The organism is Gemmatimonadaceae bacterium, from assembly GCA_020851035.1.
In the GTDB taxonomy this organism is placed as follows: domain Bacteria; phylum Gemmatimonadota; class Gemmatimonadetes; order Gemmatimonadales; family Gemmatimonadaceae; genus JACMLX01.
This window is the reverse complement of record JADZDM010000034.1, coordinates 1-25,066: the sequence shown is the minus strand read 5'-3', so window position 1 is coordinate 25,066 and position 25,066 is coordinate 1. Positions and strand designations below refer to the sequence as shown.

Here is a 25,066-nt window from a genome sequence, read left to right as displayed (position 1 = left end):
AGCCATCGAGACAGGCTCGATGTCTGCTCTGCCCCGATTCGCACCAGCGGTCACCCGGCAGACGGCCTCGGGATGCACAAGCCGGGCGCGCCGTTCCCTGGGGGCCGGCGCGACGCGCTACGGTGCGCTGTTCGCCGGTCGTACCTCGTCATTCACCGTCACCACCACGCTGCCCCGCTTCCGCCCGCTCTCCACCCGCGCGTGTGCTGCGACGATCTCGGTGAGCGGCAGGCAGCGGTCGATCAGTGGCGTGAAGCGGCCTGCAGCCGCCATCGTGACGATGGTGTGGAGGTCTTCCCTTCGTTCGGTCACTGGACCAGCGACGACGCAGTGGCTGCTGGTGAGCCGAACCCACGGCGCGCGGAGCATCTCCGGGAGCGTGGCGAGGACCGCGAGGTGCTTCCCGCGCGGCATGAGCGCCTGGCGCACCCGCGCGTACGGAGCGTTGCCGACGGTGTCCGCGATCAGGTCGTAGCGAACCCCCTCGGCGGCGAAGTCGGTGGCGGTGTAGTCCACCACATGCGTGGCCCCGAGGTCCCTCACGAGTGCGGCGTTGGCGCCGCTGCAGACTGCAGTGACCTCGGCGCCAGCGGCCACCGCCAGCTGCAGCATCGTCGAGCCGACGGTTCCCGACGCGCCGTTGATCACGATCCGCTGACCGCTGCGCAGTTCCGCGCGGCGGAAGAAGTCGAGCGCGGTGGTGCCACCGAAGGCGAGCGCCGCGGCCGACTCGTACGCCAGGTGCCGCGGCTTCGGAACCACCACCCCGTCGGCGGCGACGCAGCAGAACTCGGCGTGCGCGCCAAGCCGGGTTCCGGCGGACGCGACCACCGCGTCGCCCACCGCGAAGGTGCGCACCCGAGCGCCGACCGCGACCACGTCACCGGCGAGTTCGCTGCCAAGGATCGGCTGCCGCGGTGCCGAGAGGCCAAAGGCGATCCGGCTCATGAGGCCGAAGCGGTAGGGAATGCTGAGGCTGCGCAACCGCCAGTCGGCTGACGTGACGGTGGTGGCGCGCACGCGGATGAGCAGGTCGTTCGGGCCGGGGACGGGAGTGGGCACATCCCCGATCGACACCACCTCTGGCGGCCCATACCGCCGGCAGACTGCGGCGCGCATGTGAAGCGGCAGGGTCACCTCTTCGACTTGCTCGTGCGCCATCCGAGTGAAGCGGTCATGCCGAGTCGGAAGGCAAGGAGGTTGGCCGTGGAGCGCCTGGGGGCGAACACGAGCGACCCGTCGGCGTTGTCGGTGATGCCGCCCTCGAGCAGGTATTCGCGCTCGCCATGTCCCTGATAGGCGACGCCGAAGTCCAGTGCAACGTGGCGGCTGATGGGGAGCTCCAGGCCGGCTCCAGTGCTCCAGGCGAAGCCACTGTTGCCGAAGTTCTCGTCGCCTGCGATGAGGTCGGGCAGGATCCCGCCGCCGATGGTCGAGACAGTGGCGAAGCGACTCGTCCCCACCAGGCCGTGCCCGTAGGCGCGCAGCTTGCCGAGCTGGTAGGCAATCTCCGGGCCGACGCCGACGAAGAGGATGCCGTTGACGGTGTTCACGCGCACCTCGACGCGGCAGCCGGGGGTCCTGGCGAGGCAGGTGCGCTTGCTCTCGTTTCCGTAGTTGAGCCAGCCGGCCTGCACACGGAGCGCGACGAGGCCGTCCTTGTCGAGGCGGACGCGGAGGTGTGCCTGCGCGCCAGCGGCATAGCTGACGTCCTGCTGGAAGTCGCCGGTAGGGCGGCCCAGCTCGGCGGCGACGCCGAAACTCCAGCGGGGGACACCCGCGATGCCGGAGGCGACGGGGGTCGCCTGCTGGGCGGCGAGCGGGGTGGCGAGGAGGAGGGCTGCGATCAGGTGGCGCATCACGACACGGGGATAGGAAGGTTTCTGGACGGACGGTGCATGCACACCGTACAGCGTGGGGTGTTGTCGGGCGTGGTGCGCCGTCGACGGATGACCTGCTGCTCGTGGACTGGAAACGAAGTTCGGGCTTCAGTCAGTCGCCGTGACATCCCACCGGCCGACGTTGGAAATCCTCGCAATACCGCTGGTACGGCTGCGGTTTCCGCGCTGGCAGCCGGGCGCCACGACGCCCTTCATGTTGTCCCGACGCCATTTTCGATCCACTAGAAGTTGAACCCGAAATGCAGGCCCGGCTCTCCGTAGAAGAAACGTGACCATCGGTCATCGACCAGCTTGAACGCCGGAGGCATCGTGGACTGGTAGGGACGGTGCGTGATGCCGATCGACGGCTGCAGGAACATCCGGTCCTTGAACAGCTTGATGTGATACCCGACCGAGTACGTGTTGAAGACCTGGAACCCGTCGTCGATCTTGTGTCCGTCTTCATCGGCGAAGGTCTGGAAGGACGGCATCACATCGGCCCGGATGAATGCACGCTTCCACACGAATCGCTGGTAGTTCACTGACACGCCGCGATCGGTGATGTGGCCTGGGAATCCCTCGCCTGGGGCTTCGAAGGACTTCCCCCACGGAATGCCGATCGGCCAGCCGTATCGCCAGGTCTTGAACTCGAGGGACACGACATCCCTTCGCGTCACGCGGTATCCGGCGTTCAGGTAGATCAACTTCGGCGGATTGTCGTCGGGCACTGCATTCGCCAGCATGAACAGGGTGCTGCCGAGATAGAACTTCCGGTAGGTACTGTCCCGTTCGGAGTATTGCGCCTGTGCCGGCTGGGCGGTTGCGGTGATCAACAGCATGGCGACGCAGAGGTGTCTCGTGTGCATGTCTGGTGTAGTCCTGTGACGCTGCCGGGCGAGCCGGGCAGGTTGCGTGAGCACGTTCGGCGGCGTGAAGGAGCGCGCCTTCACCGGTCCTGTCCTGCATGTACGCCCTGTCCTGCGCCGGTCGCGATGATCGTGGGATGAACGGCGGGGCGGGCGCGGTGGTCAGGGCGAGGGCAGCGACGAGGGGCGCATCACGATCGCGGCCCCGCTGCCCTTACAGTGTACGCTCCAACGTACAGCGTACGGTTTCCCGGGGCAAGGGTGGCGGCGGTTGCCTGTCGGGTCCGCCGGGGTTATCTCCCCCGCATGCCCACACCCCGTCGACGGTCGCCCCTCACCCGGGAGCGCATCCTGCGTGCGGCCGTCCGCCTGGCCGACAAGCAGGGCCTCGACGCGCTGTCGATGCGGCGGCTGGCGACCACGCTCAAGGTCGAGGCGATGTCGCTCTACACGCACGTCGCCAACAAGGACGATGTGCTCGACGGGATGGTGGACCTGATCATCGGTGAGATCACGTTGCCCACCCCCGGCGGCGACTGGAAGACGGCGATGCGCGCGCGCGCGACCTCCGCGCACGCGGTGATGCTGGCGCACCCCTGGGCGCCGATGCTGGTGGTGTCGCGGATCAGCGTGGGCCCCAACATGCTCCGCTACATCGACGCCACGCTCGGCACCCTGCGCCAGGCCGGGCTGTCGTGGGCCGAGACGGATCGCGCGTGGAACGCGATGGACAGCCACATCTACGGCTTCACGCTGCAGCTGCAGAACTTCCCGGTCGATCCCGCGGAGTACGCCTCGGCGGCGGCGAACTACCTGCCGATGCTTCCCGCCGACAAGTACCCGTACATGCACGAGATGTCGAAGCTCGTGGCCGACGGGTTGCACGACGGGACGCACGACTTCGCGTTCGGGCTGGAGTTGATCCTCGATGGCCTGGATCGATTGCGGGCGCGGTAGGGGTACCCAACACATCGCGCGCACGCCCCCGCGTCCGTCGTGCGCTCCCGATGTGAGGACGCGCAGGAGGGCGTCTGCCGCACGCGCCAGTGCCTCCATCGGTCGAGGGCGCTTCAGTCCCGCGCAGGAGAACGGTGGGATGCCACGACTGACGGCGGCACGACATCAGGATCGTCGCGACGGGCATCCGTCTCACGGCATGCGACGACATTCAGATACGCTGCAATCACTGCATCGCGCCTGAAGCGAGCCCTGCCGAGTGCCCGCTGGCGCGTTCTATTGACAAAATGCCACGCAGCCCTGATGGTGGCGCGTCTGCCCCTGGCGGTGTGCCACGGCGATGGCACCATCACAACGGCCATTCCATGACGATCCAGTCGCTCTTTGCGCCCACCGACACGCTGCTCGTCACGCGACTGGCGCTCGACTACAGCGACGATCTCGGCAGGGTTCAGGCCAGCTCCCTCGAGATCAACGGCTTCTGTGCGGCAAAGTCGCCGAACGACCTGCGCATACGAATCAACGTCGGGCTGATCACCCAGCTTGTCGGCTTTGACCTGGACGTCAACGTCACCTTCGTTGGGCAATGGGTCGACGCGAGCACGGTGCGGTGGACAGCAGATCAGGTGATCGACGCATACATCGCAGAGTTCGACGCGACGGTGGATCGCTTCCGTGGTGCGTTCACCACCCGAGTGTCCGAGGTGAGCCCCCCGGAATCGCGCAAGGGCTGCGATGGGCTGGTCAGGCAATACCGAACAGAGCTCGCCACCATCGGCGACGGGAACGGTTTCGATCTGTTCGTGCATGGCAACGTGTTCGGCATCGGCGTGAACGATTTCGTTCGGGTGAAGAACTTCGTGTTCCACGCCACGGGCGGTGTCTACAGTGTGCTGCGGGCGACCGTCCGCGCGAAACAGAACCACTGCCACTCGTCCATGACTGAAGGTGCCAAGGCTCAGTTTGCAGCGCTCGTGACGGGCGCCAGTGGGTTCCCGCTCGCGTACCAGTGGAGCGTGCAGGGGGCAACGACGCTTGCAGTGACGGCGGCAACGTTGGACGTCCAGCTGCCTGCACTTGCGGCCCCGGTGACGATCGGGCTGCTCGTGACGGACGCGAACGGCCTGCAGGCGGCGAGCACATTGAACGTTCGTGTCCTGACTGCGCAGGAGGCCGCGTTCCGGGATGCCGTGTGCCGACTTCTCGAAGAGACGCGGCGCGCCTGGTTGCGACGGCCGACATTCGACCCCCGCGACCCCTTGCGCGCGGGGCAGCTGATCCCCGAGAGAGACCGGCAGCGCTACGACGAGCTCGCGCAGACCCTGATCAAGATCGGGCAGGGCTTCAGGCGCACGATCACTGGTGCAAAGTAGCCGACGGTCCGTCGAGCGACCCGTCGCGATGGGCTGCACACGTCGCATCCGCGCCTGCACCACGAGGAGCGACATCTTCCGAGGGAACTCACATGGGCGATCGGCTCGGGCAGTGCAAGACACAGACCGTCACCAACCCTGACCAGCTCAAGAACGTCACGCAGGACTTCTGCGAGAATGTTGCCGACGGGACCTGGACTCCGAACACGCCGCCTGTCGATGGCGGTGGTGGTGGTGGTGGTGGGTTCTGTGCGGTCCGGACGATTCTGGCGAGGGCCCTCGCTGAAAACCTCATGCAACTCGGCGCGTCGTACGACCTCACGTACCAGTTTCGCGACGACCTGCTGTACACATCCAGGACTGGCCGCCGATTCGTTGAACACTACTATCGCCACGCCGAGGAACTGTACGTCATCGTGGTGAGTGACCCGAAGCTGCTGGGCTCATGCATTCTTCTGTGGGGTACCCTGCACCCATTCCTTCGGCAGATGCTGACGTCGCTCGACACGCCGCCGGATGCGCTGCAGGCACGGCTGCGCAAGATGCGACTGACCAAGAAGCACCTCGCGCTCATCGACGGCGTGATCCGGGACTTCCTGGCATCCAAGCCTTCCCCTGCGCTCGCCGAGGCGCTGCGTGAGTTCCAGAACACCGCACGCGAATTCGCGTCGTTGACTCCGCGCGAGGTGGTGGACCGACTTCGGTCGTAGGACGCCATCCGGGCGGGATGGATACGTCGATGGGCAGATCGCGCATGTTACGCAGTCAGGCGGATCCTGCAGCGAACACTGAGCGCTGGGTGACGGTGCGCACCACGCGATTTCCGCGCATGGAAGTCCGTTCGACTCATGTCACGATCGGGCCCGCGGCTGATCTGACCTCGTCTGGGGTAGTCACTCGCAGCGAGGTGCCGTCGGCTCAGCGCTCATGGCGGCGCTCGAGCACGGACAGACTTGTCCCCGCGGCTACCGCACCAGGGCAGCCTGCTGTCATCCCAAGAGGGGTGACACCAGACAGTGGGCAAGTCAAACCGGTGATGCCAACGGCGAACAACGGGGTGCACCTGAGTTCGGCTGATGGGGCGACACCACTGGTCCCGTGTCCACAAGCGAGGGGCGCCAGTCTTCGGCGACCTGCTTGCGCTCGACCAGCGGGTGGTAGCGCACCGGAACAATCCCGAACCGACGCCCGTCCACCGTGTAACACCCTGACCCTCAACACCTCGAACCAATAGCAGGGGCGGGACTCGAACCCGCGACCCCGGCATTATGAGTGCCGTGCTCTAACCAGCTGAGCTACCCTGCCAATCCAGCCGCAAAAGATACCGCGCCCCGGCCCCCCGGGGCAACCGCACTTATTCCCTCCCCCACGCCGCCATACGTTCCTCTCCTTACCGACGCCAGACGCCCGACCATCGACGCCACCGTCGCCCCCCGCCCGCACCACACCCCACGCCCCGTCCCATGCCCCCTGCCGTCGTCCGCTCCCGTCGCCCCGCCGCGACGTTCGCCGTCCTTGCCGCCGCCGCACTCCAGGGCTGCTCCATCGACTCCAAGCTCCCCGAGTACACCGACCCGGCCACCCTCACCTACGCCACCTCCACCGGCGTCACCTCGATCGCCGCCATGACCCGCGTCAACGCGCAGGTCTACACCCAGGACATCACCGCCGGCACCGGACGCACCGTCGTCGCCGGTGACAGCATCGCCACCTACTACAGCGGCCGCCTCAGCGGGGGCTACCAGTTCGACTCGCGCGCGCGACCCAGCACCCCGTACATCGCCGTCCTCGACACCACCGACCTCGTGCGCGGCGTGATCAAGGGCTGGATCAACGGCATCGCCGGCATGAAGGTCGGCGGCACCCGCCGCATCGTCATCGGCCCGGAATCGGCCTACCGCTTCTCCACCGTGCGCGACGAGTTCAACACCGTCATCATTCCGCCGAACTCGGTGCTGGTGTTCGAGGTCGAAGTCACCGACGCCGCCCCGCGGCAGTAGGACCGCGGTACCGGCAGCAGATCCGTCAGCAGGGAAACGGACTCACCGGCATCACGTTCCGCGACCGAACCGCCGAAACCCGGGGACACTCGATGGAGTGTCCCCGGGTTTTCCGCGTCTGAACCGACGAAGAGCCGGGGACACTCAATACAGTGTCCCCGGGTTTTCCCTGCTCTTCCCAAAGCCCTCCGCACTCACGCGCGCCGACCACCGCAGGCCACAACGAACCCTTTGCGCCCTTCGCCCCTTTGCGCCCTTGCGTTCACGCTGTTGCCCTCCGAGCACCAACCGAACGCCCCCCCCCGACTCCACGTTCCCAAGAACGAAAACGGCCCGCCACGCGAGTGACGGACCGTTTCGTTATGGCGGGGGCGGGATTTGAACCCGCGACCTTCGGGTTATGAGCCCGACGAGCTACCAGGCTGCTCCACCCCGCGGCAGACCATAAGGATAGTCACATGCCGCCCGGAGTCAACCGCCCAGACCCGGATTTCTCAGGGCGACGGCACCCGGGCCGCACTGTCCGCACTCACCGCCGAGGAGTCGGGCCGGAGCACGTGATACACCAGCTCCCGGTCACCCTTCACCATCCCGAACTCCTCCCGTGCGATCCGCTCCTGCACCGCCGGGTTGGTCATCACGTCCCGCTTCTGCAGGCTCAGCGAATCCGTCACCCGACGCAGCGAGTCGATCGCCACCTTCGTCTCGTCGATCCGGCGCCGCACGCTGAACAGGTCACTGGTGCCGTACTCGCCCCCCTCCACCGCGAAGTAGAGGATGAAGAGCCAGAACACGGCCTTCAGCGCGAACACCAGCGGCCGGCGCTTGCGCGGCGGATCGTCACCCGCCACCGGATGGCGCGCCACTCAGCGCCCCCACCCGGCGACGGCGCGCCCGCCGACACACGCGCCGACACACGCACCCACACGCACGACCGCGTCCGCACCCAACTCCATCACAGGCCGTACACCCCGCCGCCCGGATACTCGGCCGCGTCACCCAGCGCCTCCTCGATGCGCAGCAGCTGGTTGTACTTCGCGATGCGGTCCGTGCGGCTGGCCGAGCCGGTCTTGATCTGGCCGGCACCCGTCGCCACCGCCAGGTCGGCGATGAAGGTGTCCTCGGTCTCGCCACTGCGGTGCGACACGATGCTCGCATAGCCGGCGCTCTTCGCCAGCTCCATCGCCAGCAGCGTCTCGGTCAGCGTGCCGATCTGGTTCACCTTGATCAGGATCGAGTTCGCGACGTCGTTCTCGATGCCCTTCGCCAGGATCTCGCTGTTGGTGCAGAACAGGTCATCACCCACCAGCTGCACCTTCTGCCCGAGCTGCGCCGTGAGCGCCTTCCAGCCGTCCCAGTCGTTCTCGGCCAGGCCGTCCTCGATGCTCACGATGGGATACTTCTCCATCCAGCCGGCATACATGTCGATCATGCCCTGCGCCCCGAGCTTGCCGGCCTTGCTCTTCTTGAAGTCGTACGTGCCGCCGCTGAACAACTCGCTGGCCGCGCAGTCGAGCGCGATGGCGATCTCCTGCCCCGGCGCGAAGCCCGCCGCCTCGATGGCCTCGATCACGAGCTTCAGCGCATCCTCGTCGGTCTTGAGGTCGGGGGCGAATCCACCCTCGTCACCCACACCCGTCGCCAGGCCACGCTTCACCAGCACCTTCTTCAGCGCGTGGAACACCTCCGCCCCCATCCGCAGCGCATCGCGGAAGGTCTCGGCGCCGATCGGCACGATCATGTACTCCTGGAAGTCCACCGTGTTGGTGGCGTGCGCGCCGCCGTTGAGGATGTTCATCATCGGCACCGGCATCGTCCGCGCCATCGGGCCACCGAGGTAGCGCCAGAGCGGCATGTCGACGTCGTCGGCCGCGGCACGTGCCGTCGCCAGCGAGACGGCGAGGATCGCGTTGGCGCCGAGCTTCGCCTTGTTCGGCGTCCCGTCCAGCTCGAGCATCGCGTTGTCCACGCCCATCTGGTCCTGCGCCGACATGCCGGCCAGCGCGGGCGCGATCTGCTCCTCGATCGCCTGCACGGCATTCAGCACACCCTTGCCCAGGTAGCGCGACTTGTCGCCGTCACGCAGCTCCACGGCCTCGCGCTCGCCGGTGGACGCGCCGCTCGGCACGGCCGCACGGCCCACGACGCCGCTGTCGAGCGTCACGTCGGCTTCCACGGTCGGGTTGCCGCGGCTGTCCAGGATCTCGCGCGCGGTGATGTCTACGATGGTCGACATGTATCGGTTGTTCGGTGAAGGTCGGGAAGAAGTACGGCAACGGCGTCGGATGCTGCGTCGTGCATGCTGCGGGAACGGGTGCGGCGCTACGGCGTGGCGGGCGTGCCCTGCGGATCGGCGGTGACGGTGGCCGCCACGTCCTCGGTGCCGAGTGCGTTGCCACGGTCGCTCTCGATGCCGTAGACCGACGACATCGTGGCGGCCATGCTGCTCCACACCTGCGCCACCAGCCGCTCACGGTCGGAGTACGCGAGCCCCTCGGTGGGAATGGGCTCGAGGAAGTGCAGGTGCACCTTGCCGGGCCGCACGATCCAGCTCCCGCGGCCCATCACCTCGCGCGTGCCCATGATCACCACCGGGATGATCGGCACGCCGGAGGCGATGGCGAGCACGAACGGTCCCTTCTTGAACGGTCGCAGCGCATAGTCGGCCCCGCGGGTGCCCTCGGCGAAGACCACCACCGACGCCCCCTCCTTGATGCGCAGCGCCGCCTTCTCGTACATCTGGAAGGCCGCGCGACGGTTCTCGCGCTCCACGAAGATCGTCCCGACGCCGAGGGCGCCACGGCCGAAGATGGGGATCTTCCGCAGCTCGTCCTTGGCCACGAAGCTCCAGCGCGGCAGCACGCTGGCGAGGGTGAACACGTCGTACCAGCTCACGTGGTTGGCCACGTACACGCAGGCGTTGTGCTGCTCGATGCGCTCGGGGTTGTGCACCACCCGCCGGACGCCGCCGGCGAACACCAGTGACCGCGCCCAGAACCCCTGCACCGTCTCGTAGATGCTGCCGTGCCGCATCGGCACGCCCAGGTACGACGCAATCACCACCACGGCGACCACCGGAATCGTGACCAGCACGAGCATCAGGGCCGCAAGGGGAGTCATCATTGCGGCGAAAGGTGGTCGTAACCGGCTGGAGGGTCAACGCGCCGCGGCCCGTCGTGCACCACCACGCCAGCCGGCTCGGTGGGGGTGGCGGCCATCACGAGCCCGATCGGCGTGAGCGACCCGATGCGCGCCGCCTTCGCAGCCGCCGCCATCCCGGCGGGCCCGGTGAGCAGGAGCTCGTACTCCTCGCCGCTGGCGAGCGCCTCCAGCGCCAGCACCCCGCCGAGGATGGGCACGCTGGCCAGCTCGATCGAGAGGCGCACGCCGGAGGCGGCCGCCACGTGGCCCGCGTCGGCCACGAGGCCGTCCGAGAGGTCGATGGCGGCACTGGCCCCGTTCCGGGCACACCAGGCCCCCATGCCAAGCCGCGCAACGGGCTTGGCGAACCGGGCCCGGTGGGTGGCACGCGGCGCCGCGCCCTTCAGCCACGACTGGAGCGCCGCGCCCGGGCCGCCGAGGCTGCCGGTGACGTAGATGGTGTCGCCGGGCCGGGCCCCGTCACGCCGCATGGGCTCCACGGCAGTGCCCAGCACGGTGATGCTGAGCGTGAGCACCGGCGCGCGGGTGGTGTCGCCGCCGATGATGGGTGCCTTCGCCGCCGCGCACGCGTCACCCACCCCCTGCAGCACGTCGTCCAGCGCACCGTCCCAGCTGGCCGGCGCCCCGAGGGCGATCAGCACGCCAAGCGGATCCGCACCCATCGCCGCGAGGTCGCTGAGCGCGGCCATCGCGGCGCGCCAGCCGATCTCGCGCGCCGAGAGCCACGCGCGACGGAAGTGCACGTCCTCGGTGGTCGTGTCGGTGCTCACTACGAGGCGCGTGCCGCCGGGCACGTCGAGGATGGCGGCATCGTCGCCGATGCCATGTGCACGTGCGCCCCACTGCCGCACCCAGCGCGCGATCGACGCGAACTCGCGACCGGGACCGAGGGTGACCTGCGTGGGTGGAAAGACGGTCATCGAGTGGGCACGGCGGGAAGGCACAGGAGCTGGTGCGACAGGCGCGGTGCGCGCGCGCCGTCGGACACGATGGCGGGCCAGGTGCGCGACAGCTCCTGCAGGAACAGGTCCATCGTCACGCCACGCCACCCTGAATGATACTGAACCGAGCGCTCCGCGGCCGTGCCGTGCACGAACGCCGCCATCGCACCGGCGCGCAGCGGCGTGATACCCTGCCCCATCAATGCACCGGCGATGCCGGCGAGCACATCACCACTGCCACCCATCGCGAGTGCGGGGTTGCCGCTGGCCGACACGAGCGTGGTGCCGTCGGGGTCGGCGATCACGGTCGGCACACCTTTCAGCAGCACTGTGGCATTCAGGCGGTGCGCGAGCACCAGTGGCGCCGCGAACGGGTCGGTGGGCGCGGTCCCGGGTGCGAACAGGCGCGTGAATTCCCCGACATGCGGCGTGAGCAGCGCCGGCCGGCCACGCAACGCGAACCGCAGCGCATCGAGCGGATCAGCGCAATCCGCCCGCGCATCGTCGCCATCATCCGCGGCGGCACCCTCCTGCCAGGCGAACGCCGTCAGCGCACCGGCATCGAGCACGACGGGACCGGCGTACGCGTGCAGCAGGCGCAGCAGGCCATCCCGCACGCGCCGTCGTGCCGCCCCGGTGGCACCGTCCAGGCCGGGCCCTATGACCATCACGTCAGGCCACGACAGGTCGGCGGCGCCCAGGTCATGTGCAGGCCGGGTGAACACGGTGGCGAACGGCACGGCCACCTGCAGCGCCGTGGCCGAGGCCGCGCTCACGTCGGCACGCACCATCCCGGCACCACTGGCGTGCGCCCCGCGTGCCGCCAGGATCACCGCGCCGGCCATGCCGTCGTCACCGCCGACGATGGCGACGCGGCCGCGGGTGCCCTTCCAGGCGTCGGGCGACAGGTGCGGAAGCCACTCGTCGACCATGGCGGCCTGCATCACGTGCGGGGTCCCGTGATCGGCCGCCAGGAGCCCGATGCCCAGCACATGCAGCTCACCCACGAGGTCGCGGCGCAGCAGCTGTCCGCGCTTCACGCTGCCGAAGCTGAGTGTGTGGGCACACGGCACGGCACCGTTGTCGGCACCGTTGTCGGCACCGTTGTCGGCGCCGGTGGTGGCATCGAGGCCGGAGGGCATGTCGATGGCGACCACGGGCTGCGCGCGGTGACGCATCTCCGCGACGGCCTCCGCCACACTGCCGCGGAGCGCGCCACTGGCACCGGTGCCGAGCACCGCGTCGACGAGCATCGCCTCGCTGCCAGTCGGCACGGCGAACAGCCCGTCGCGTTCGGCGTCGGCGCGGGCACGACGGGCGTCCGGAGTGCGCGGCTCAGCCGCCACGTGCACCGTGACGTTCCATCCGAGCGCGCGCAGCAGACCCGCCACCAGCCATCCGTCGCCGCCGTTGTTGCCCGGCCCGACGTACACGGCCGCGCTCCGCTCCGGGCGCGCGTCGAACCACCGCACCGCAGCCTCGGCGGCGCGATGCATCAGCGTGAACGAGTCCGGCAGCGTCGCGATCGTCCGCGCGTCCAGTGCCTTCGACTGCTCCGCCGTCAGGACCGGGATAGACTCGGGCATCGATGCAGAGGAGAGGTCGTCGACAGGGTTCACACGGGAATCGCGGAGGATGCGGAAACGGTCACGACGCTGTGCACCATTCGACACGGCTCGCCGTGACGGGCTGGCTGGATCAGCGAGGGCGGGCGCGCGTTTCCTTCACGACATCAGCAGCGACGTCGTTGTAGCTGTCAACCAGCGACGTGACCACTTCCGCACATTCCGCGTTTCCGCGTGAGCCTTGTCGACGATTCCCCACGCCCGCAGACGCCCGAGGCGGGCGTCAGCCCTGCGGCACGTTCCGCCAGGGATACCCCGCCTCGAATGCCTGGTGGAAGTCGAACGCGTCCGCGAAGTCCTCGCGCTGGTCGTGCGGCTGCTTGATCAGCATGCCTAGGTCCACCAAAGCGAACACGATGTCGCCGAAGTGCACCGACTCCCGGATCCCCCAGTGGTCGAGCACCAGGCGCGACAGCACGCCATAGCGCTCGATCGCCAGGTCACGACAGGTCTCCGCCAGCTCGCGGCCCGAGATGTGGCGGCGCTCCCCGAGGCGCTGCTGGCACTGCTCGAGTGCCGCCAGCACGAAGAGGAACGCATGCTCATGGAAGCGAGGTTCGCGCAGGCGAATCTGCTCCATGATGCCGTCCTTGAACGCCAGTTCCGCCACGTCTCGCTACCTCGGCTGCTGCGTCAGACGCCGGCGCCGACCGGCGCCGGATAGAGCGGGAATCCGGCGGCGAGCTCCTTCACGTCGGCATGCACCGCGCGCAGGTTCGCCTCGTCCTCCGGGGCGCGGAGCACACGGTCGATGAGGTCGGCGATGCGGTGCATCTCCGGCTCCTTCATGCCCCGCGTGGTCACCGCCGGCGTGCCGATGCGGATGCCGCTGGTCACGAACGGCGACTGCGTCTCCTTCGGCACGGTGTTCTTGTTCACGGTGATGCCGGCGTGGTTCAGCGCGTTCTCGGCCAGCTTGCCGGTGAGCGTCGCCACCCCGCGCGAGCGCAGGTCCATCAGCATCAGGTGATTGTCGGTGCCGCCCGAGACGATCGAGCCGCCGCGGGTGATGAGCTCGGCCGCGAGGGTCTGCGCGTTGCGCACGACCTGCCGGCAGTACTCGGTGAACTCCGGCTGCAGCGCTTCGCGGAACGCGACAGCCTTGGCGGCGATCACGTGCTCCAGCGGGCCGCCCTGCGTGCCGGGGAAGGTGGCCTTGTCGATGGCCTTGGCGTGCTGCGCCTTGCAGAGGATCAGGCCACCGCGCGGACCGCGGAGCGTCTTGTGGGTGGTGGTGGTGACGACGTCGGCGAACGGCACCGGGTTCGGGTACACGCCCGTGGCGGCCAGGCCGGCGAAGTGCGCCATGTCCACCATGAACAGCGCGCCGACCTCGTCGGCCGCATCGCGGAACGCCTGGTAGTCGATCACGCGCGAGTACGCCGAGTAGCCGGCGATCAGCAGCTTCGGCTTCTTCTCGCGCACCACGCGGCGCATGGCGTCGTAGTCGATCAGCCCCTCGTCGGTCACGCCGTAATGCTGCGCGTCGTAGTTCAGGCCGGAGAAGTTCACCGGTGAGCCGTGCGTGAGGTGCCCGCCCTGCGACAGGTCCAGGCCCACGATCGTGTCGCCCGGCCTGAGGAAGGCCAGGAACACGGCGGCGTTCGCGCTCGCGCCCGAGTGCGCCTGCACATTGGCGTGGTCGGCACCGAAGAGCTGCTTCACGCGGTCGATGGCGAGCTGCTCGACCTTGTCCACCACCTCGCAACCGCCGTAGTAGCGCTTGCCCGGCAGGCCCTCGGCGTACTTGTTCGTGAGCGGCGACCCCATCGCTTCCATCACGGCCGGCGACACGAAGTTCTCACTCGCGATCAGCTCGATGCCGTCATTCTGGCGGACGATCTCCGACTCGATCAGCCCGGCGATCTCCGGGTCGGCGGCGCGGAGCGCAGCGCCCGGTGGGCAACGATCCCAGTCATTCCACTGCTGCATCACGCCGTCCCCTCTTCCGTAGCCCGTTCGATCTTGGCGATCCGGCGTTCGTGCCGGCCGCCGTCGAACGGTGTGTTGAGCCATGCCTCGAGAATACGGACCCCTTCCTCGTCACTGATGCAACGCGCGGGGATGACGAGGATGTTCGCGTCGTTGTGCTCGCGCGACAGCTTCGCCACCTCGGGGGTCCACGCGACCGCGGCCCGCACATGCGGCCAGCGATTGGCTGCATAGCTCATGCCGAGCCCGGTTCCGCACAACAGGATACCGCGTTTGGCCTCGCCGGAGGAGACCTCCCGGGCCACGGGGTGGGCGTAGTCGGCGTAGTCGGTGGAAGCGTCCGAGTCGGTGCCCTTGTCCTCGACGTCGAACCCCATGCCCCGCAACGCCTTGGCGAGATGCTGCTTCATCTCGAACCCGGCGTGATCGGAGCCGATCGGAATGTGTTCCGCCATGGTCAGGCCTCGGACTTGTTCGGGAAGGGGGGCCAGGTGCGAACCATGCCGCGGACGGACTGGATCCGGCGCTCGGCCAGCCGGTCGGCGGCGACATGACTGGTCACCCCGTCCGCCCGGGCAATATCGAACACCCCAAGGATAGTCTGGTAGATCTCGTCAGCCTTCCGGAGGGCCCGGGAGCGGTCCCAGCCGGCCAGCTCGCCGTAGACGTTGATCACCCCGCCGGCGTTCACGACATAGTCGGGGGCGTAGGTGATCCCCCGCTCCACCAGCATGTCGCCGTGGCGGTTCTCGAGGAGCTGGTTGTTGGCCGCCCCGACCACCAGCTCCACCCGGAGCTGGGGAATGGTCTCGTCGTTCAGCCCGCCGCCCAGCGCACAGGGGGCGAAGATGTCGGCGTCCTGCTGGAGCAGCTCGGCCACCGACACGGCCCGCGCCCCGGTCTCGCTCACCACCCGCTTCACCCGCTCGGCGTCGATGTCGGCCACGATCAGGATGGCACCGACGGCCGCCAGCTCGCGGGCCAGGTTGTACCCGACGTTGCCGCACCCCTGGATGGCCACGGTGCGGCCGGAGAGGTCATCGCTGCCCCAGCGGTACTTCGCGGTGGCCTGCATGGCGCGGAACACACCGCGCGCCGTCACCGGCGACGGGTCACCCGAGGCGTTGTGCAGGCCGGCGACGTAGTTCGTCTCCATGTGCACGAAGTCCATGTCCAGCGTGCCGGTGCCCACGTCCTCGGCGGTCACGTACCGGCCGCCGAGCGAGTCCACGAAGCGGCCGTGGGCGCGGAAGATCATCTCGCGATTCGGGGTGCGGTTGTCGCCGATGATCACGCTCTTGCCGCCACCGAGGTTCAGGCCGGCCACGGCGTTCTTGTAGGTCATCCCACGGGCCAGCCGCAGCGCGTCGATTATGGCCTCCTCGTCACTGGCGTAGTTCCAGAAGCGGGTGCCGCCGAGCGCAGGGCCGAGGGTGGTGTCGTGGATCGCGATGATGCCGCGATAGCCGGTGGACTTGTCGTGGGCGAGCACGAGCTGCTCGTGGCCCATCGCGGAAATCGTGTCGAAGAGCTTCATGTATGAGGGCTGTGACGGGGGCCGCGCACGCCGGCGCGCCCCGGTCGTTCAGGTGCGGGGATAGAGCTCGCGGGCGATGACGATGCGCTGCACTTCGGAGGTGCCTTCGTAGATCTCGGTGACCTTGGCGTCGCGGAACAGGCGCTCGACAGGATAGTCGGACACGTAGCCGTACCCGCCGAACACCTGGATGGCGTTGGTGGTGGTCCACATGGCCGTCTCGCTGGCGAGCAGCTTGCACATGGCGCCGTACTGCGTGATGGGCTGGCCGGCATCCTTGGCGCGCGCGGTGGCGTGCAGCAGGGCGCGCGCGGCGGTGATGCGGCTGGCCATGTCGGCCAGCTTGAACTGGACGGCCTGGAAGTCCTTGATCGGCGTGTCGAACTGCCTCCGTTCGCCAGCGTAGGCCCGCGCCGCCTCGGCGGCCGCGGTGGCGATGCCGAGCGACTGCGCGGCGATGCCAAGGCGCCCGTGGTCGAGCGACTGCATGGCGTAGATGAACCCCATCCCCTCCGCGCCGACGAGCCGGTCACCGGGCACGCGCATCCCATCGAAGTTCAGCATCACGGTGGGGCTGGCCCGCATGCCGAGCTTCTCCTCCTTCCGGCCGACGGCGAAGCCCGGCAGGTCCGGGGTGAGGATGAAGGTCGAGATGCCCTTGCTGCCCTTGCGCGCATCGGGCGTGTCGGTGCGCGCCATGCAGAGGATCACGCCGGCGTGGGTGCCTGACGTGACCCAGCTCTTGCTGCCGGTGATGATCCAGTCGTCCCCATCGCGCACGGCCTGCGTGGTGAGCGAGCTGGCATCACTGCCGGCGCCCGGCTCGGAGAGCGCGAAGGCGCCGAGCAGTTCCCCGCGCGCCATCGGCGGCAGCCAGCGCTGCTTCTGCGCCTCGCTGCCGTAGTTCAGGATCATCTGCGTGGGGAGCGAGTTGTGCACGCTCATCATCACGCCCACCGATGCGTCGTGGGTGGAGATCTCCTCGAGGGCCATGAGGTAGCTCAGCGCATCGAGCCCGAGTCCGTCGTACTGCTCGGGGATGAGCATGCCGAGGAAGCCCAGGTCACCGAGCTTCTTCACGAGCGTGGGCTCGAAGTGGCTGTCGCGGTCCCACTGGGCCGTGAACGGCGTGATCTCGGCGGTGGCGAACTCGCGGGCGGTGCGCACGATCTCGCGCTGCTCCTCCGTCTGCGGGAAGATCGCGGGTGACGGGAACATGTCAGGCTGCCGGGTAGGTGTAGACGCCGCGGCCGCTCTTGCGCCCCAGCCAGCCCGCATCGACGTACTTCCGGAGCAGCGGGCAGGCGCGGTACTTCGGGTCACCGATGCCGTCGTGCAGCACGTCGAGGATGGCGACGCAGGTGTCGAGGCCGATGAAGTCCGCGAGCGTGAGCGGCCCCATGGGGTGGTTCATGCCGAGCTTCATCACGGTGTCGATCGACTCAGCCGTCCCCACGCCTTCCATCAGGCAGTAGAAGGCCTCGTTGATCATCGGCATCAGGATGCGGTTGGCGATGAAGCCCGGGAAGTCGTTCGCCTCGCAGGGCGCCTTGCCGACGGCCTTCGCCAGGGCGACGGTGCGCGCGGTGGTCTCGTCGCTGGTGGCGATGCCGCGGATGACCTCCACCAGCTGCATCACCGGCACCGGGTTCATGAAGTGCATCCCGATCACGTCGGCCGGCCGCCGCGTGCGGGCGGCGATCTGCGTGATGCTGATGGAGCTGGTGTTGCTGGCCAGGATCGCACCTTCCGCGGCGATGGCGTCGAGCTTCGTGAAGATGTCGAACTTGAGCGCCACGTTCTCGGTGGCGGCCTCGATGATGACGGTGGCGCCGGCGGCGGCATCGAGTGACGTGTCGGTGGTGAGGCGCGCGAGGGTCGCGGCCTGGGCCCCGGCATCGATGATGCCCTTCTTCACCTGCCGGTCGAGGTTCTTGGTGATGGTCGTGAGGCCGCGTTCGAGCGCGGCGGCGCTGACGTCGATGATGGTGACGGGAAAGCCCGCCTGCGCGAAGACGTGGGCGATGCCGTTGCCCATCTGCCCTGCGCCGATGACCGCGATGCGGTCGTTCATGCCTGGTGCTCCCGGCGGTCCAGCGGACCGGCCGTGTTGAATGAAACCGGGGTGGGCGCTGCGAGGCCGGGGGCCGCGCGCCGCGAACGCTTCGTGACCTGCGAGAGCACCGTGAAGGTGCCGATCATCCCGACGGCGGCGACCACGCCACCCTCGGGGCCCCACGCCCCGCCCGACAGCCAGTCCGGGCCGGAGTCCACCAGGCGGTAGCCGGGCGTCTCGAACGGCAGCCCGCTCACCGCGGTGTGGAATCCGGCCGACATGGTCCAGTTCCACGCGAAGTGCGCGGCCCACGCCGCCGCCAGGCTTCCAGTGACGAGTCGCACGCCCGCGAGGAACACCCCGGCACTGACGACGTTCGCGATGGCCAGCGGCGTCACCCCGGGGTTGCCGAGGTGCAGCGCCCCGAAGGTGACCGACGTGAGGGCGACGGCCACCGGCCACCCCCAGCGCTCCCGCAACACCACGAAGGGGTAGCCGCGGAACATGAGTTCCTCGGTCATCGCTGCGGGGGCGAGGATCACGACCGAGAGGAGCAGCGCGCGCAGCACGCCGCCGGCCGGCGCGTCGGTGAAGGTGAGGTCACCGCGGAGCACCAGCAGCGCGATCGGCACACCGATCGCCACCGCACCGACCGCCGCACCGGCGAGCAGCAGCGACGGACGCCACGCTCGCAGGTCGAGCGCCACCCGTGCCCAGCCGCCGTGCTCGAGCGACGAGACGGCGTACCAGGTCGCCACCGCAACCGCCGCGCACTGCAGCGCCGCATTCACCCACGGTGTCACGACGGCGGGCAGCAGCATCTGCACCAGCGGCACGCCGACGTTCGACGCGGCGATGCCGGCCAGCAGGAAGAGCACGATGCGCCAGCCCCAGCGCAGGTGGCCGGGCCGGTCGTACACCGCGCGATCGAGGAGCGTGTCGCTCACGGCGTCGGGACGTTCGGGACGGGTGCCGCGGGCGGCGGGTCAGGCCCGCTCGACCGACAGCGCGACGGCGTCGCCACCGCCAAGGCAGAGCGTCGCCAGGCCGGTGGCCACGTTGCGATCGATCATCGCATGCAGCAGCGTGACGAGCACGCGGGCGCCGCTGGCCCCGATGGGATGCCCGAGCGCGATCGCGCCACCGTTCACGTTGACACGATCCCAGTCCCAGCCGAGTGCGCGTCCGTCGGCCAGCGCCTGCGACGCGAAGGCCTCGTTGGCCTCGATCAGGCCGTAGTCGCCGATGGTGGTGCCCTGCTTCTTCATGAGGTTCTGCACGGCGGTGACCGGCGCGAAGAACAGCTCCTTGGGATCGACGGCACCGGTGGCGTAGCCGCTGATGCGGGCGAGGATGTTCAGGCCGTGGGCGCGGGCAACGGACTCGCTGGTGACGACCATGGCCGCACCACCATCGTTCAGCGACGACGCGTTGCCGGCGGTGACGGAGAGCTCGGCGGGGGTGAGTTCCCCGGGGGCGTCCTTCGCGAACGCCACCTTGAGCGCGGCGAGCGACTCGGCCGTGGTGTCGGCGCGCGGGCTCTCGTCGGCGGCGACGACGGTCGCCCCCTTCCGGCCGGGGATGCTGACGGGCGCGATCTCGTCGGCGAACTTGCCTGCCGCCTGAGCGCGCACGGCCTTCTGGTGGCTCTCCGCCGCGAAGGCATCCTGGTCCGCGCGGCTCACGCCGCCCTTCACCGCAGTGTGCTCGGCGTGGCCGCCCATGTGGCAGTGATAGCTGGCGCAGTACAGGCCGTCGCGGATCATGCCGTCCACGAGCGTCTGGTCCCCGAGCTTGATGCCGCCGCGGATGCCGTACATGTAGTGCGGCGCGTTCGACATGCTCTCCTGGCCGCCCGCGACGAGGATCTGCCGGTCGCCGGCCTTGATGGCCTGGGCGGCGAGCATGACGGCCTTGAGTCCCGAGCCGCAGACCTTGTTGATGGCGAGTGCCGAGGCCGTGACCGGGACGCCCCCGAGGAGGGCGGCCTGCCGGGCGGGGGCCTGGCCAGTCCCACCCTGCAGGACATGGCCCATGATCACTTCCTCGACCAGCTCGGCCGGCACGCCACTGGCCGCGAGGGCCGCGGCGATGGCGTGTCCGCCGAGCTGGGGTCCGGTCAGACTGCTGAGTCCGCCGAGGTACTTCCCGATGGCCGTCCGCTTGGCGGCGACGATGACGGGGGTGTGGTCAGGGGATGCCATATGGGGGTCGCGCGTGGGGTCCGTCGATCAGGGTGCGTGAGGCACCGGGAAACCCGAAAGATAGCCACCGGACCGGTGGGTACCCTGTCGGGAGCTCGCGGGGTCTGCGGAAGCGCGAGAGATCGAGGTTCCCGCGCGGGGGGACGTTGAGGCGCGCGAGATCGAGGTTCCCACGCGGGGGGACGCGAGGCGCGAGAGATCGAGGTTCCCACGCGAGGGTGACGTGAGGCGCGAGAGATCGAGGTTCCGACGCGAGGGTGACGTGAGGCGCGAGAGATCGAGGTTCCGACGCGAGGGTGACGTGAGGCGCGAGAGATCGAGGTTCCCACGGAGACACGGAGACCACGGAGCGCACGGAGGACTGCAACAGCCATTTGAAGGAACTGCTCGCGCGGATACGGGGGCTGCCTCGCGCGAGCTGTTCCCCAAAGTCTTTCCTCCGTGACCTCCGTGATCTCCGTGACTCCGTGAGAACAAGTCCCCCTGCCCGCTCACCGACACCACGCACACCCGGCACCACGAACCCCCGGCACCGTCCCCTCATGCCGGCTATCGCAGCGTCAGCACCACCACCGACTTCGCCGGCAGCTCCAGGGTCAGCATCCGGTCACGGACACTCGCGCCGGTGAACGGTGCCGGCGCCAGCGCCGTGGGCGCAGCGAAGGTGTTGTGTGCATTCATGTCCGCCGAGGTGAGGATCCGTCCTGTCACGCGGGTACCGGTCACCCCATCGAGCCGCACGCGGATCGGCGCGTCGGCAGTCGGGTTGAGGTTGACGAGTGCCACGTGCACCGCCCCGTCCTTCGCGCGCGCCGCCGACGCGCTCACGCCGGGCACCGACTGCGCACCGCGCACGTAGCGCGGGGCCTCGACGCTGATCGGCAGCTCCGTGGCCCCCTGGAACACCGCATACATGTCGAAGACGTGATACGTCGGTGTGAGCACCATCCGGTCCTTCTCGGTCAGGATCAGCGCCTGCAGCACGTTCACCATCTGCGCGATGGCGGCCAGGCGGACCCGGTCGGCGTGGGCGTGGAAGATGTTGAGCGTGAGGCCGGCCACGACGGCATCGCGCAGCGTGTTCTGCTGGTAGAGGAAGCCGGGGTTCGTGCCGCGCTCCACGTCGTGCCACACGCCCCACTCGTCCACGTACAGCGCGACGCGCTTCGCCGGGTCGTAGCGGTCCATGATGGCCGAGTGCTTCGTGACCATCTCCTCCATGCGCATGGCCTGCACCATGGTGCCCATCCAGAGCGCCTCGTCACCACCGGTGGCGGCACCTTTCCGGTCCCAGTTGCCGGTGGGCACGGTGTAGTGGTGCAATGAGAGGGCATCCATCTGGCCGGCGGCGCGCTCCATCAGGACCTCGGTCCAGTGGTAGTCGTCGCCGCTGGGACCACTCGCCACCTTCACGATGCGCGGCACCTGCGGCGAGCGCACGAACTCGGCGAAGTTCCGGTACTGGTCCGCGTAGTGCTCGGCGGTCATCGCTCCGCCGCAGCCCCAGTTCTCGTTGCCGACCCCGAAGAAGTCCACGGGGAACGGCAGGTCGCGTCCGTTGCGGCGGCGCTCGTTGGCGATGGTGGACCTTGTGGGCGAGGTGAGGTACTCGAGCCACTGCCCCATCTCGACCACCGTCGCGCTGCCGACGTTGCCGGCGAGGTAGGTCTTGGCGCCGACCTGCGCGGCGAGGTCGAAGAACTCGTGCGTGCCGACCGCGTTCGACTCCTCGACTCCGCCCCAGAGCACGTTCACACGGACCGGGCGCGACGCGAGTGCGCCCACGCCGTCGCGCCAGTGGTAGTCATCGGCGAAGCAGCCGCCGGGCCATCGGATCACCGGCACCCTGATCGCCCGGAGCGCCGCGACGACGTCGTTCCGGAAGCCGCGCGTGTTGGGGATCGGCGAGTCGGGACCCACCCAGACGCCGTCGTAGATCCCGCGCCCGAGGTGCTCCGCGAACTGGCCGTAGATCTCAGGAGCGATCACCGCGCCCGGCTGGTCGCCACGCAGCGTCCCGGTGGCGGGCTGTCCGCGCGCCACACCGGCGTCGAACGCAAGCACGCATGCCAGGACTCCGGCCCGGATGCTGATGGACGGCACCCCGAGAATCGACACCGATCGGCCTCGCTGCAGTGCAGGATTGAGATGCGCCAGCGGCTCCGCCGTCGCTGGCGATGTGCCGGGAGAGTATCAGCGCGCGCGGGCCGATGCACCCGGCATCAGGGGTGCGTGCCGCCGCCGACCGCTCAGAACGTGAACGGCACGAGCTGGATCTGCCGCGTGAGCAGCACCTGGCCCCGGCGCCCCGGGATCCACGCCAGCTTCGTCTCGCCCCAGCCGAGGAATGCGCCGAGACGTGTGCGGTCTTCCCACGGGACGGTGAGGGTGCCCAGCCGGTCACTGGCGACGGCAGCACCGAGCGAGATGTAGGGCGGCTTGATCAGGCTGCGCCAGCCCGGGGTGCCCCAGCTCCGCGCGAAGTTGTAGTGCCGTACCCCGAGTTCGGATGCTGCCGCCGGCATCGCGCGCCCGCCGGCGACGGTGGCATACGTCGGCACATACGCCGTGATCACCTCCCACGGTGACGGCCCGCCTGTCGCGGAGCCGCGGAAGCCGCGCACCCATCGTTGCGCGGCGTAGTTGAGCAGCACCTCCACGCCGTTGAGCTTGGGTGACTGCGGCCCGAGCTTGCGTTCGTAGTTGGCGAGACGCTGGAGCGTGCGGTCGCGCGCACTCAAGAGGAACAGCAGCCGCGCGGTCTCGGTGGCGCGCACGAAGTCGCGATTCACCGAGTCGCCGACGGCGGCCAGGACCACCGGCCTCACGTCGGCCTGGCGCAGCCGGCCGGCGAGCAGCTGCATGGCGCTGTCGAGCGGCGCCGCCTGCACGGTGCGGTAAGCTTCCTGGCGCAGCCGCGCCACCGCCGCCAGCGGGGCGGCGCCGCTCGCCGTCAGCTCGCGGAGCCGGAGCGCGGCCACCCGCGGGTCGCAGACGCGGTCGAGCGCGGCATCGAACAGCGCCTCGTCCGGCTGCAGCGCCGCCAGGACGGCTGGGGCGCGGAGGACACTGCGCGTGGCGGAGCAGTAGTCACCGACGGTGATCGAGTCGGCGCGGGCCAGCAATGATTCGTCGCCGGCCGCCTGCGCGGAGGCGGCGACCGAGGTGAGCCCCAGTGCGACGGCCACGCGTCGCAGCACCTGCGCGCAGCGTGCGCGGGTGTTCATGCCAGCGCCTCGCGCAGCAGCGCGGACTGGCCCGTGACGTACGCACTCCACGAGTGCGGGTCAGAGACGGGGTTGCCCGTGCCGAGTCCCGCCACCAGCGCAGCCACCGGATCGGCGCCGAGCAGAGACTGCGACACGATCGTCGTCTGCTGGCCGGGCACGTCCATGTAGCCCCAGTCGTGTCGCTGGCCGAAGAGGTGACCGCCGACGGGGTCCTGTGTGCCGGTGACGGCGACGAAACGCCGGGTCGCCGCCACCTTCCGGCGCCCGACACGTTCGGACGGCAGCGAGAGGCCGGCCGGGTCGAGCGTGGCGAGGTCGCCGGGCGACGGCACCAGCGGTGCGAGGTCCCCGGCGACGGTGCGGATCAGCGTGACGGGGGAGGCCATCAGCACCACGCTGGCGAGCTGGGTGCCGTCGGTGCCCGGGCGCAGCCGATACGAGGGTTCGCGGGCCATCGCGTGCAGCAGCTCGTAGGTGTGGAAGCAGCCCATGCTGTGCGCGATGATGCTCACGCGGTAGTCGAGCGGATCCTCGTTGCGGGCAAGGGCGGCGGCGCCGGCATCGAGGAAGACCTGCTGGAGCTGCACGATCAGTGCATCACGGATCGCGCGGCGTGTGTCCTCGTGCAGCACCGGCCACAACACGTCACCGCCGTACTCGGCCAGTCGCGCGCCGGCGTCGGCGTTCCCGAATCGCGACGACACCGCACCGGCCAGCGCCCGCACCGCCACCTCGAGCTGGAGCTTGCGCTGCGTCCAGTCGCTGATGAAGTCGTAGTTCAGCGTGTAGACGGCGAGGTCGTTGGACAAGGCACCGAGCGCCGAGTGCAGCTCGAGCAGCGGGAACGGGGCGGCGGCGGCACTGGCATCACCGATGCCGTGAACCAGGAGCACCGCCTGCCGGCCCGGCCAGTGCTCGATGTGCTGCGTGACGAAGGCGCACATGCGATCAGCTCCTTCGCTGTCATGTGGAGGGAACCCAGGCTGCCGCTGAGTGACGTCACGAAGGACGTAGCAATCCCGTCCACGTTCTCGCGAGCGGGCTCTGGTGTTCAGTGCGGCATCGTTGGAGGGCACGGTGGGCTGAGCGCGCGGCTGCAATCATCCGTTGTTGGTGCGCAACGTGGGAGGTCGGCTCGCGGGGGTCGTGGGCATTGGCGCGATGGGTCGGTGGGGCGCGGGGTATCGGGGTTCCCACGGAGTCACGGAGCCCACGGAGGGCACGGAGCAGGGCGCTGGGGGAACTGCGCTCGCGGAGGCAGTGGGTCGGTGGGGGATGGGAGTGGGTCGTTTCCACGGAGGCG

23 protein-coding genes and 2 tRNA genes are annotated in these 25,066 nt (G+C 69.1%); 4 read left to right on the top strand and 21 right to left on the bottom strand.

The features are described 5' to 3' along the window. Positions 1-117: 117 nt before the first annotated feature. From IT355_20865 to IT355_20855, 3 genes are all read right to left on the bottom strand, one after another. Positions 118-1,062, bottom strand: a complete 945-nt coding sequence (locus tag IT355_20865) for an NAD(P)-dependent alcohol dehydrogenase (protein ID MCC7055733.1) — start codon at positions 1,060-1,062, stop codon at positions 118-120. 71 nt (positions 1,063-1,133) lie between these two features. Beyond that, positions 1,134-1,859, bottom strand: coding sequence for a hypothetical protein (locus IT355_20860; protein MCC7055732.1), 726 nt, complete (start codon positions 1,857-1,859; stop codon positions 1,134-1,136). Between the two features lie 263 nt (positions 1,860-2,122). Then, positions 2,123-2,830, bottom strand: a complete 708-nt coding sequence (locus IT355_20855; protein ID MCC7055731.1) for a hypothetical protein — start codon at positions 2,828-2,830, stop codon at positions 2,123-2,125. Positions 2,831-3,052: 222 nt separating this feature from the next. Here IT355_20855 and IT355_20850 point away from each other — a divergent pair, with 222 nt between their 5' ends. The 3 genes from IT355_20850 (at position 3,053) to IT355_20840 (ending at position 5,786) form a co-directional block, all read left to right on the top strand. Next, positions 3,053-3,703, top strand: a complete 651-nt coding sequence (locus IT355_20850) for a TetR/AcrR family transcriptional regulator (GenBank protein MCC7055730.1) — start codon at positions 3,053-3,055, stop codon at positions 3,701-3,703. 365 nt (positions 3,704-4,068) lie between these two features. Continuing rightward, positions 4,069-5,076 carry a hypothetical protein gene (locus IT355_20845; GenBank protein MCC7055729.1) on the top strand — a complete coding sequence of 336 codons (1,008 nt, stop codon included), beginning with the start codon at positions 4,069-4,071 and terminating at the stop codon, positions 5,074-5,076. A gap of 92 nt (positions 5,077-5,168) precedes the next feature. Then, entirely contained in the window at positions 5,169-5,786 is a 618-nt protein-coding gene (locus tag IT355_20840) for a hypothetical protein (GenBank protein MCC7055728.1), read from the top strand. A gap of 521 nt (positions 5,787-6,307) precedes the next feature. Here the strand turns inward: IT355_20840 and IT355_20835 are convergent. Then, a tRNA-Met gene (locus tag IT355_20835) sits at positions 6,308-6,381 on the bottom strand. A gap of 158 nt (positions 6,382-6,539) precedes the next feature. Between IT355_20835 and IT355_20830 the strand changes: the two genes are divergently transcribed. Beyond that, positions 6,540-7,076, top strand: a complete 537-nt coding sequence (locus IT355_20830; GenBank protein ID MCC7055727.1) for an FKBP-type peptidyl-prolyl cis-trans isomerase — start codon at positions 6,540-6,542, stop codon at positions 7,074-7,076. Between the two features lie 363 nt (positions 7,077-7,439). Here the strand turns inward: IT355_20830 and IT355_20825 are convergent. The 17 genes from IT355_20825 to IT355_20745 all read right to left on the bottom strand — a co-directional run bounded on the left by IT355_20825 (position 7,440) and on the right by IT355_20745 (position 24,707). After that, a tRNA-Met gene (locus IT355_20825) sits at positions 7,440-7,513 on the bottom strand. A 57-nt stretch (positions 7,514-7,570) separates the two neighbouring features. Continuing rightward, a complete protein-coding gene (locus tag IT355_20820) occupies positions 7,571-7,942 on the bottom strand; it encodes a septum formation initiator family protein (GenBank protein MCC7055726.1) in 372 nt (123 codons plus the stop codon). An 89-nt stretch (positions 7,943-8,031) separates the two neighbouring features. Next, on the bottom strand, positions 8,032-9,312 hold the full coding sequence (eno, locus tag IT355_20815) for a phosphopyruvate hydratase (GenBank protein MCC7055725.1): 1,281 nt from the start codon (positions 9,310-9,312) through the stop codon (positions 8,032-8,034). A gap of 86 nt (positions 9,313-9,398) precedes the next feature. Further along, entirely contained in the window at positions 9,399-10,199 is an 801-nt protein-coding gene (locus IT355_20810) for a 1-acyl-sn-glycerol-3-phosphate acyltransferase (GenBank protein ID MCC7055724.1), read from the bottom strand. Further along, positions 10,196-11,158, bottom strand: a complete 963-nt coding sequence (gene thiL, locus IT355_20805; GenBank protein ID MCC7055723.1) for a thiamine-phosphate kinase — start codon at positions 11,156-11,158, stop codon at positions 10,196-10,198. The genes IT355_20810 and thiL overlap by 4 nt, the downstream gene beginning before the upstream one ends. Then, the gene (locus IT355_20800) at positions 11,155-12,765 is read right to left on the bottom strand and encodes an NAD(P)H-hydrate dehydratase (protein ID MCC7055722.1); all 1,611 of its coding nucleotides are present in this window, start codon (positions 12,763-12,765) and stop codon (positions 11,155-11,157) included. Before IT355_20800 ends, thiL begins: the two co-directional genes overlap by 4 nt. 262 nt (positions 12,766-13,027) lie before the next feature. Further along, positions 13,028-13,384 carry a hypothetical protein gene (locus IT355_20795; GenBank protein MCC7055721.1) on the bottom strand — a complete coding sequence of 119 codons (357 nt, stop codon included), beginning with the start codon at positions 13,382-13,384 and terminating at the stop codon, positions 13,028-13,030. Between the two features lie 53 nt (positions 13,385-13,437). Further along, entirely contained in the window at positions 13,438-14,736 is a 1,299-nt protein-coding gene (locus IT355_20790) for a serine hydroxymethyltransferase (protein MCC7055720.1), read from the bottom strand. After that, complete coding sequence (gene rpiB / locus IT355_20785; GenBank protein MCC7055719.1) at positions 14,736-15,191, bottom strand: ribose 5-phosphate isomerase B; 456 nt, start codon at positions 15,189-15,191, stop codon at positions 14,736-14,738. Before rpiB ends, IT355_20790 begins: the two co-directional genes overlap by 1 nt. 2 nt (positions 15,192-15,193) lie before the next feature. After that, on the bottom strand, positions 15,194-16,273 hold the full coding sequence (locus tag IT355_20780) for a Glu/Leu/Phe/Val dehydrogenase (protein ID MCC7055718.1): 1,080 nt from the start codon (positions 16,271-16,273) through the stop codon (positions 15,194-15,196). A gap of 48 nt (positions 16,274-16,321) precedes the next feature. Then, positions 16,322-17,491 carry an acyl-CoA dehydrogenase family protein gene (locus IT355_20775; protein ID MCC7055717.1) on the bottom strand — a complete coding sequence of 390 codons (1,170 nt, stop codon included), beginning with the start codon at positions 17,489-17,491 and terminating at the stop codon, positions 16,322-16,324. A gap of 1 nt (position 17,492) precedes the next feature. Continuing rightward, the gene (locus IT355_20770) at positions 17,493-18,347 is read right to left on the bottom strand and encodes a 3-hydroxybutyryl-CoA dehydrogenase (protein MCC7055716.1); all 855 of its coding nucleotides are present in this window, start codon (positions 18,345-18,347) and stop codon (positions 17,493-17,495) included. Next, on the bottom strand, positions 18,344-19,276 hold the full coding sequence (locus tag IT355_20765; protein MCC7055715.1) for a CPBP family intramembrane metalloprotease: 933 nt from the start codon (positions 19,274-19,276) through the stop codon (positions 18,344-18,346). Before IT355_20765 ends, IT355_20770 begins: the two co-directional genes overlap by 4 nt. Before the next feature lie 39 nt (positions 19,277-19,315). Further along, positions 19,316-20,533 (bottom strand): acetyl-CoA C-acyltransferase, encoded by a 1,218-nt coding sequence (locus IT355_20760; GenBank protein ID MCC7055714.1) that lies wholly within the window; start codon positions 20,531-20,533, stop codon positions 19,316-19,318. A gap of 549 nt (positions 20,534-21,082) precedes the next feature. Beyond that, positions 21,083-22,597, bottom strand: coding sequence for a hypothetical protein (locus IT355_20755; GenBank protein MCC7055713.1), 1,515 nt, complete (start codon positions 22,595-22,597; stop codon positions 21,083-21,085). A gap of 185 nt (positions 22,598-22,782) precedes the next feature. Continuing rightward, positions 22,783-23,760: a hypothetical protein gene (locus IT355_20750; protein ID MCC7055712.1), complete on the bottom strand. Its 978-nt coding sequence runs from the start codon at positions 23,758-23,760 to the stop codon at positions 22,783-22,785. Then, positions 23,757-24,707, bottom strand: a complete 951-nt coding sequence (locus tag IT355_20745; GenBank protein MCC7055711.1) for a hypothetical protein — start codon at positions 24,705-24,707, stop codon at positions 23,757-23,759. Before IT355_20745 ends, IT355_20750 begins: the two co-directional genes overlap by 4 nt. Positions 24,708-25,066 lie beyond the last annotated feature (359 nt).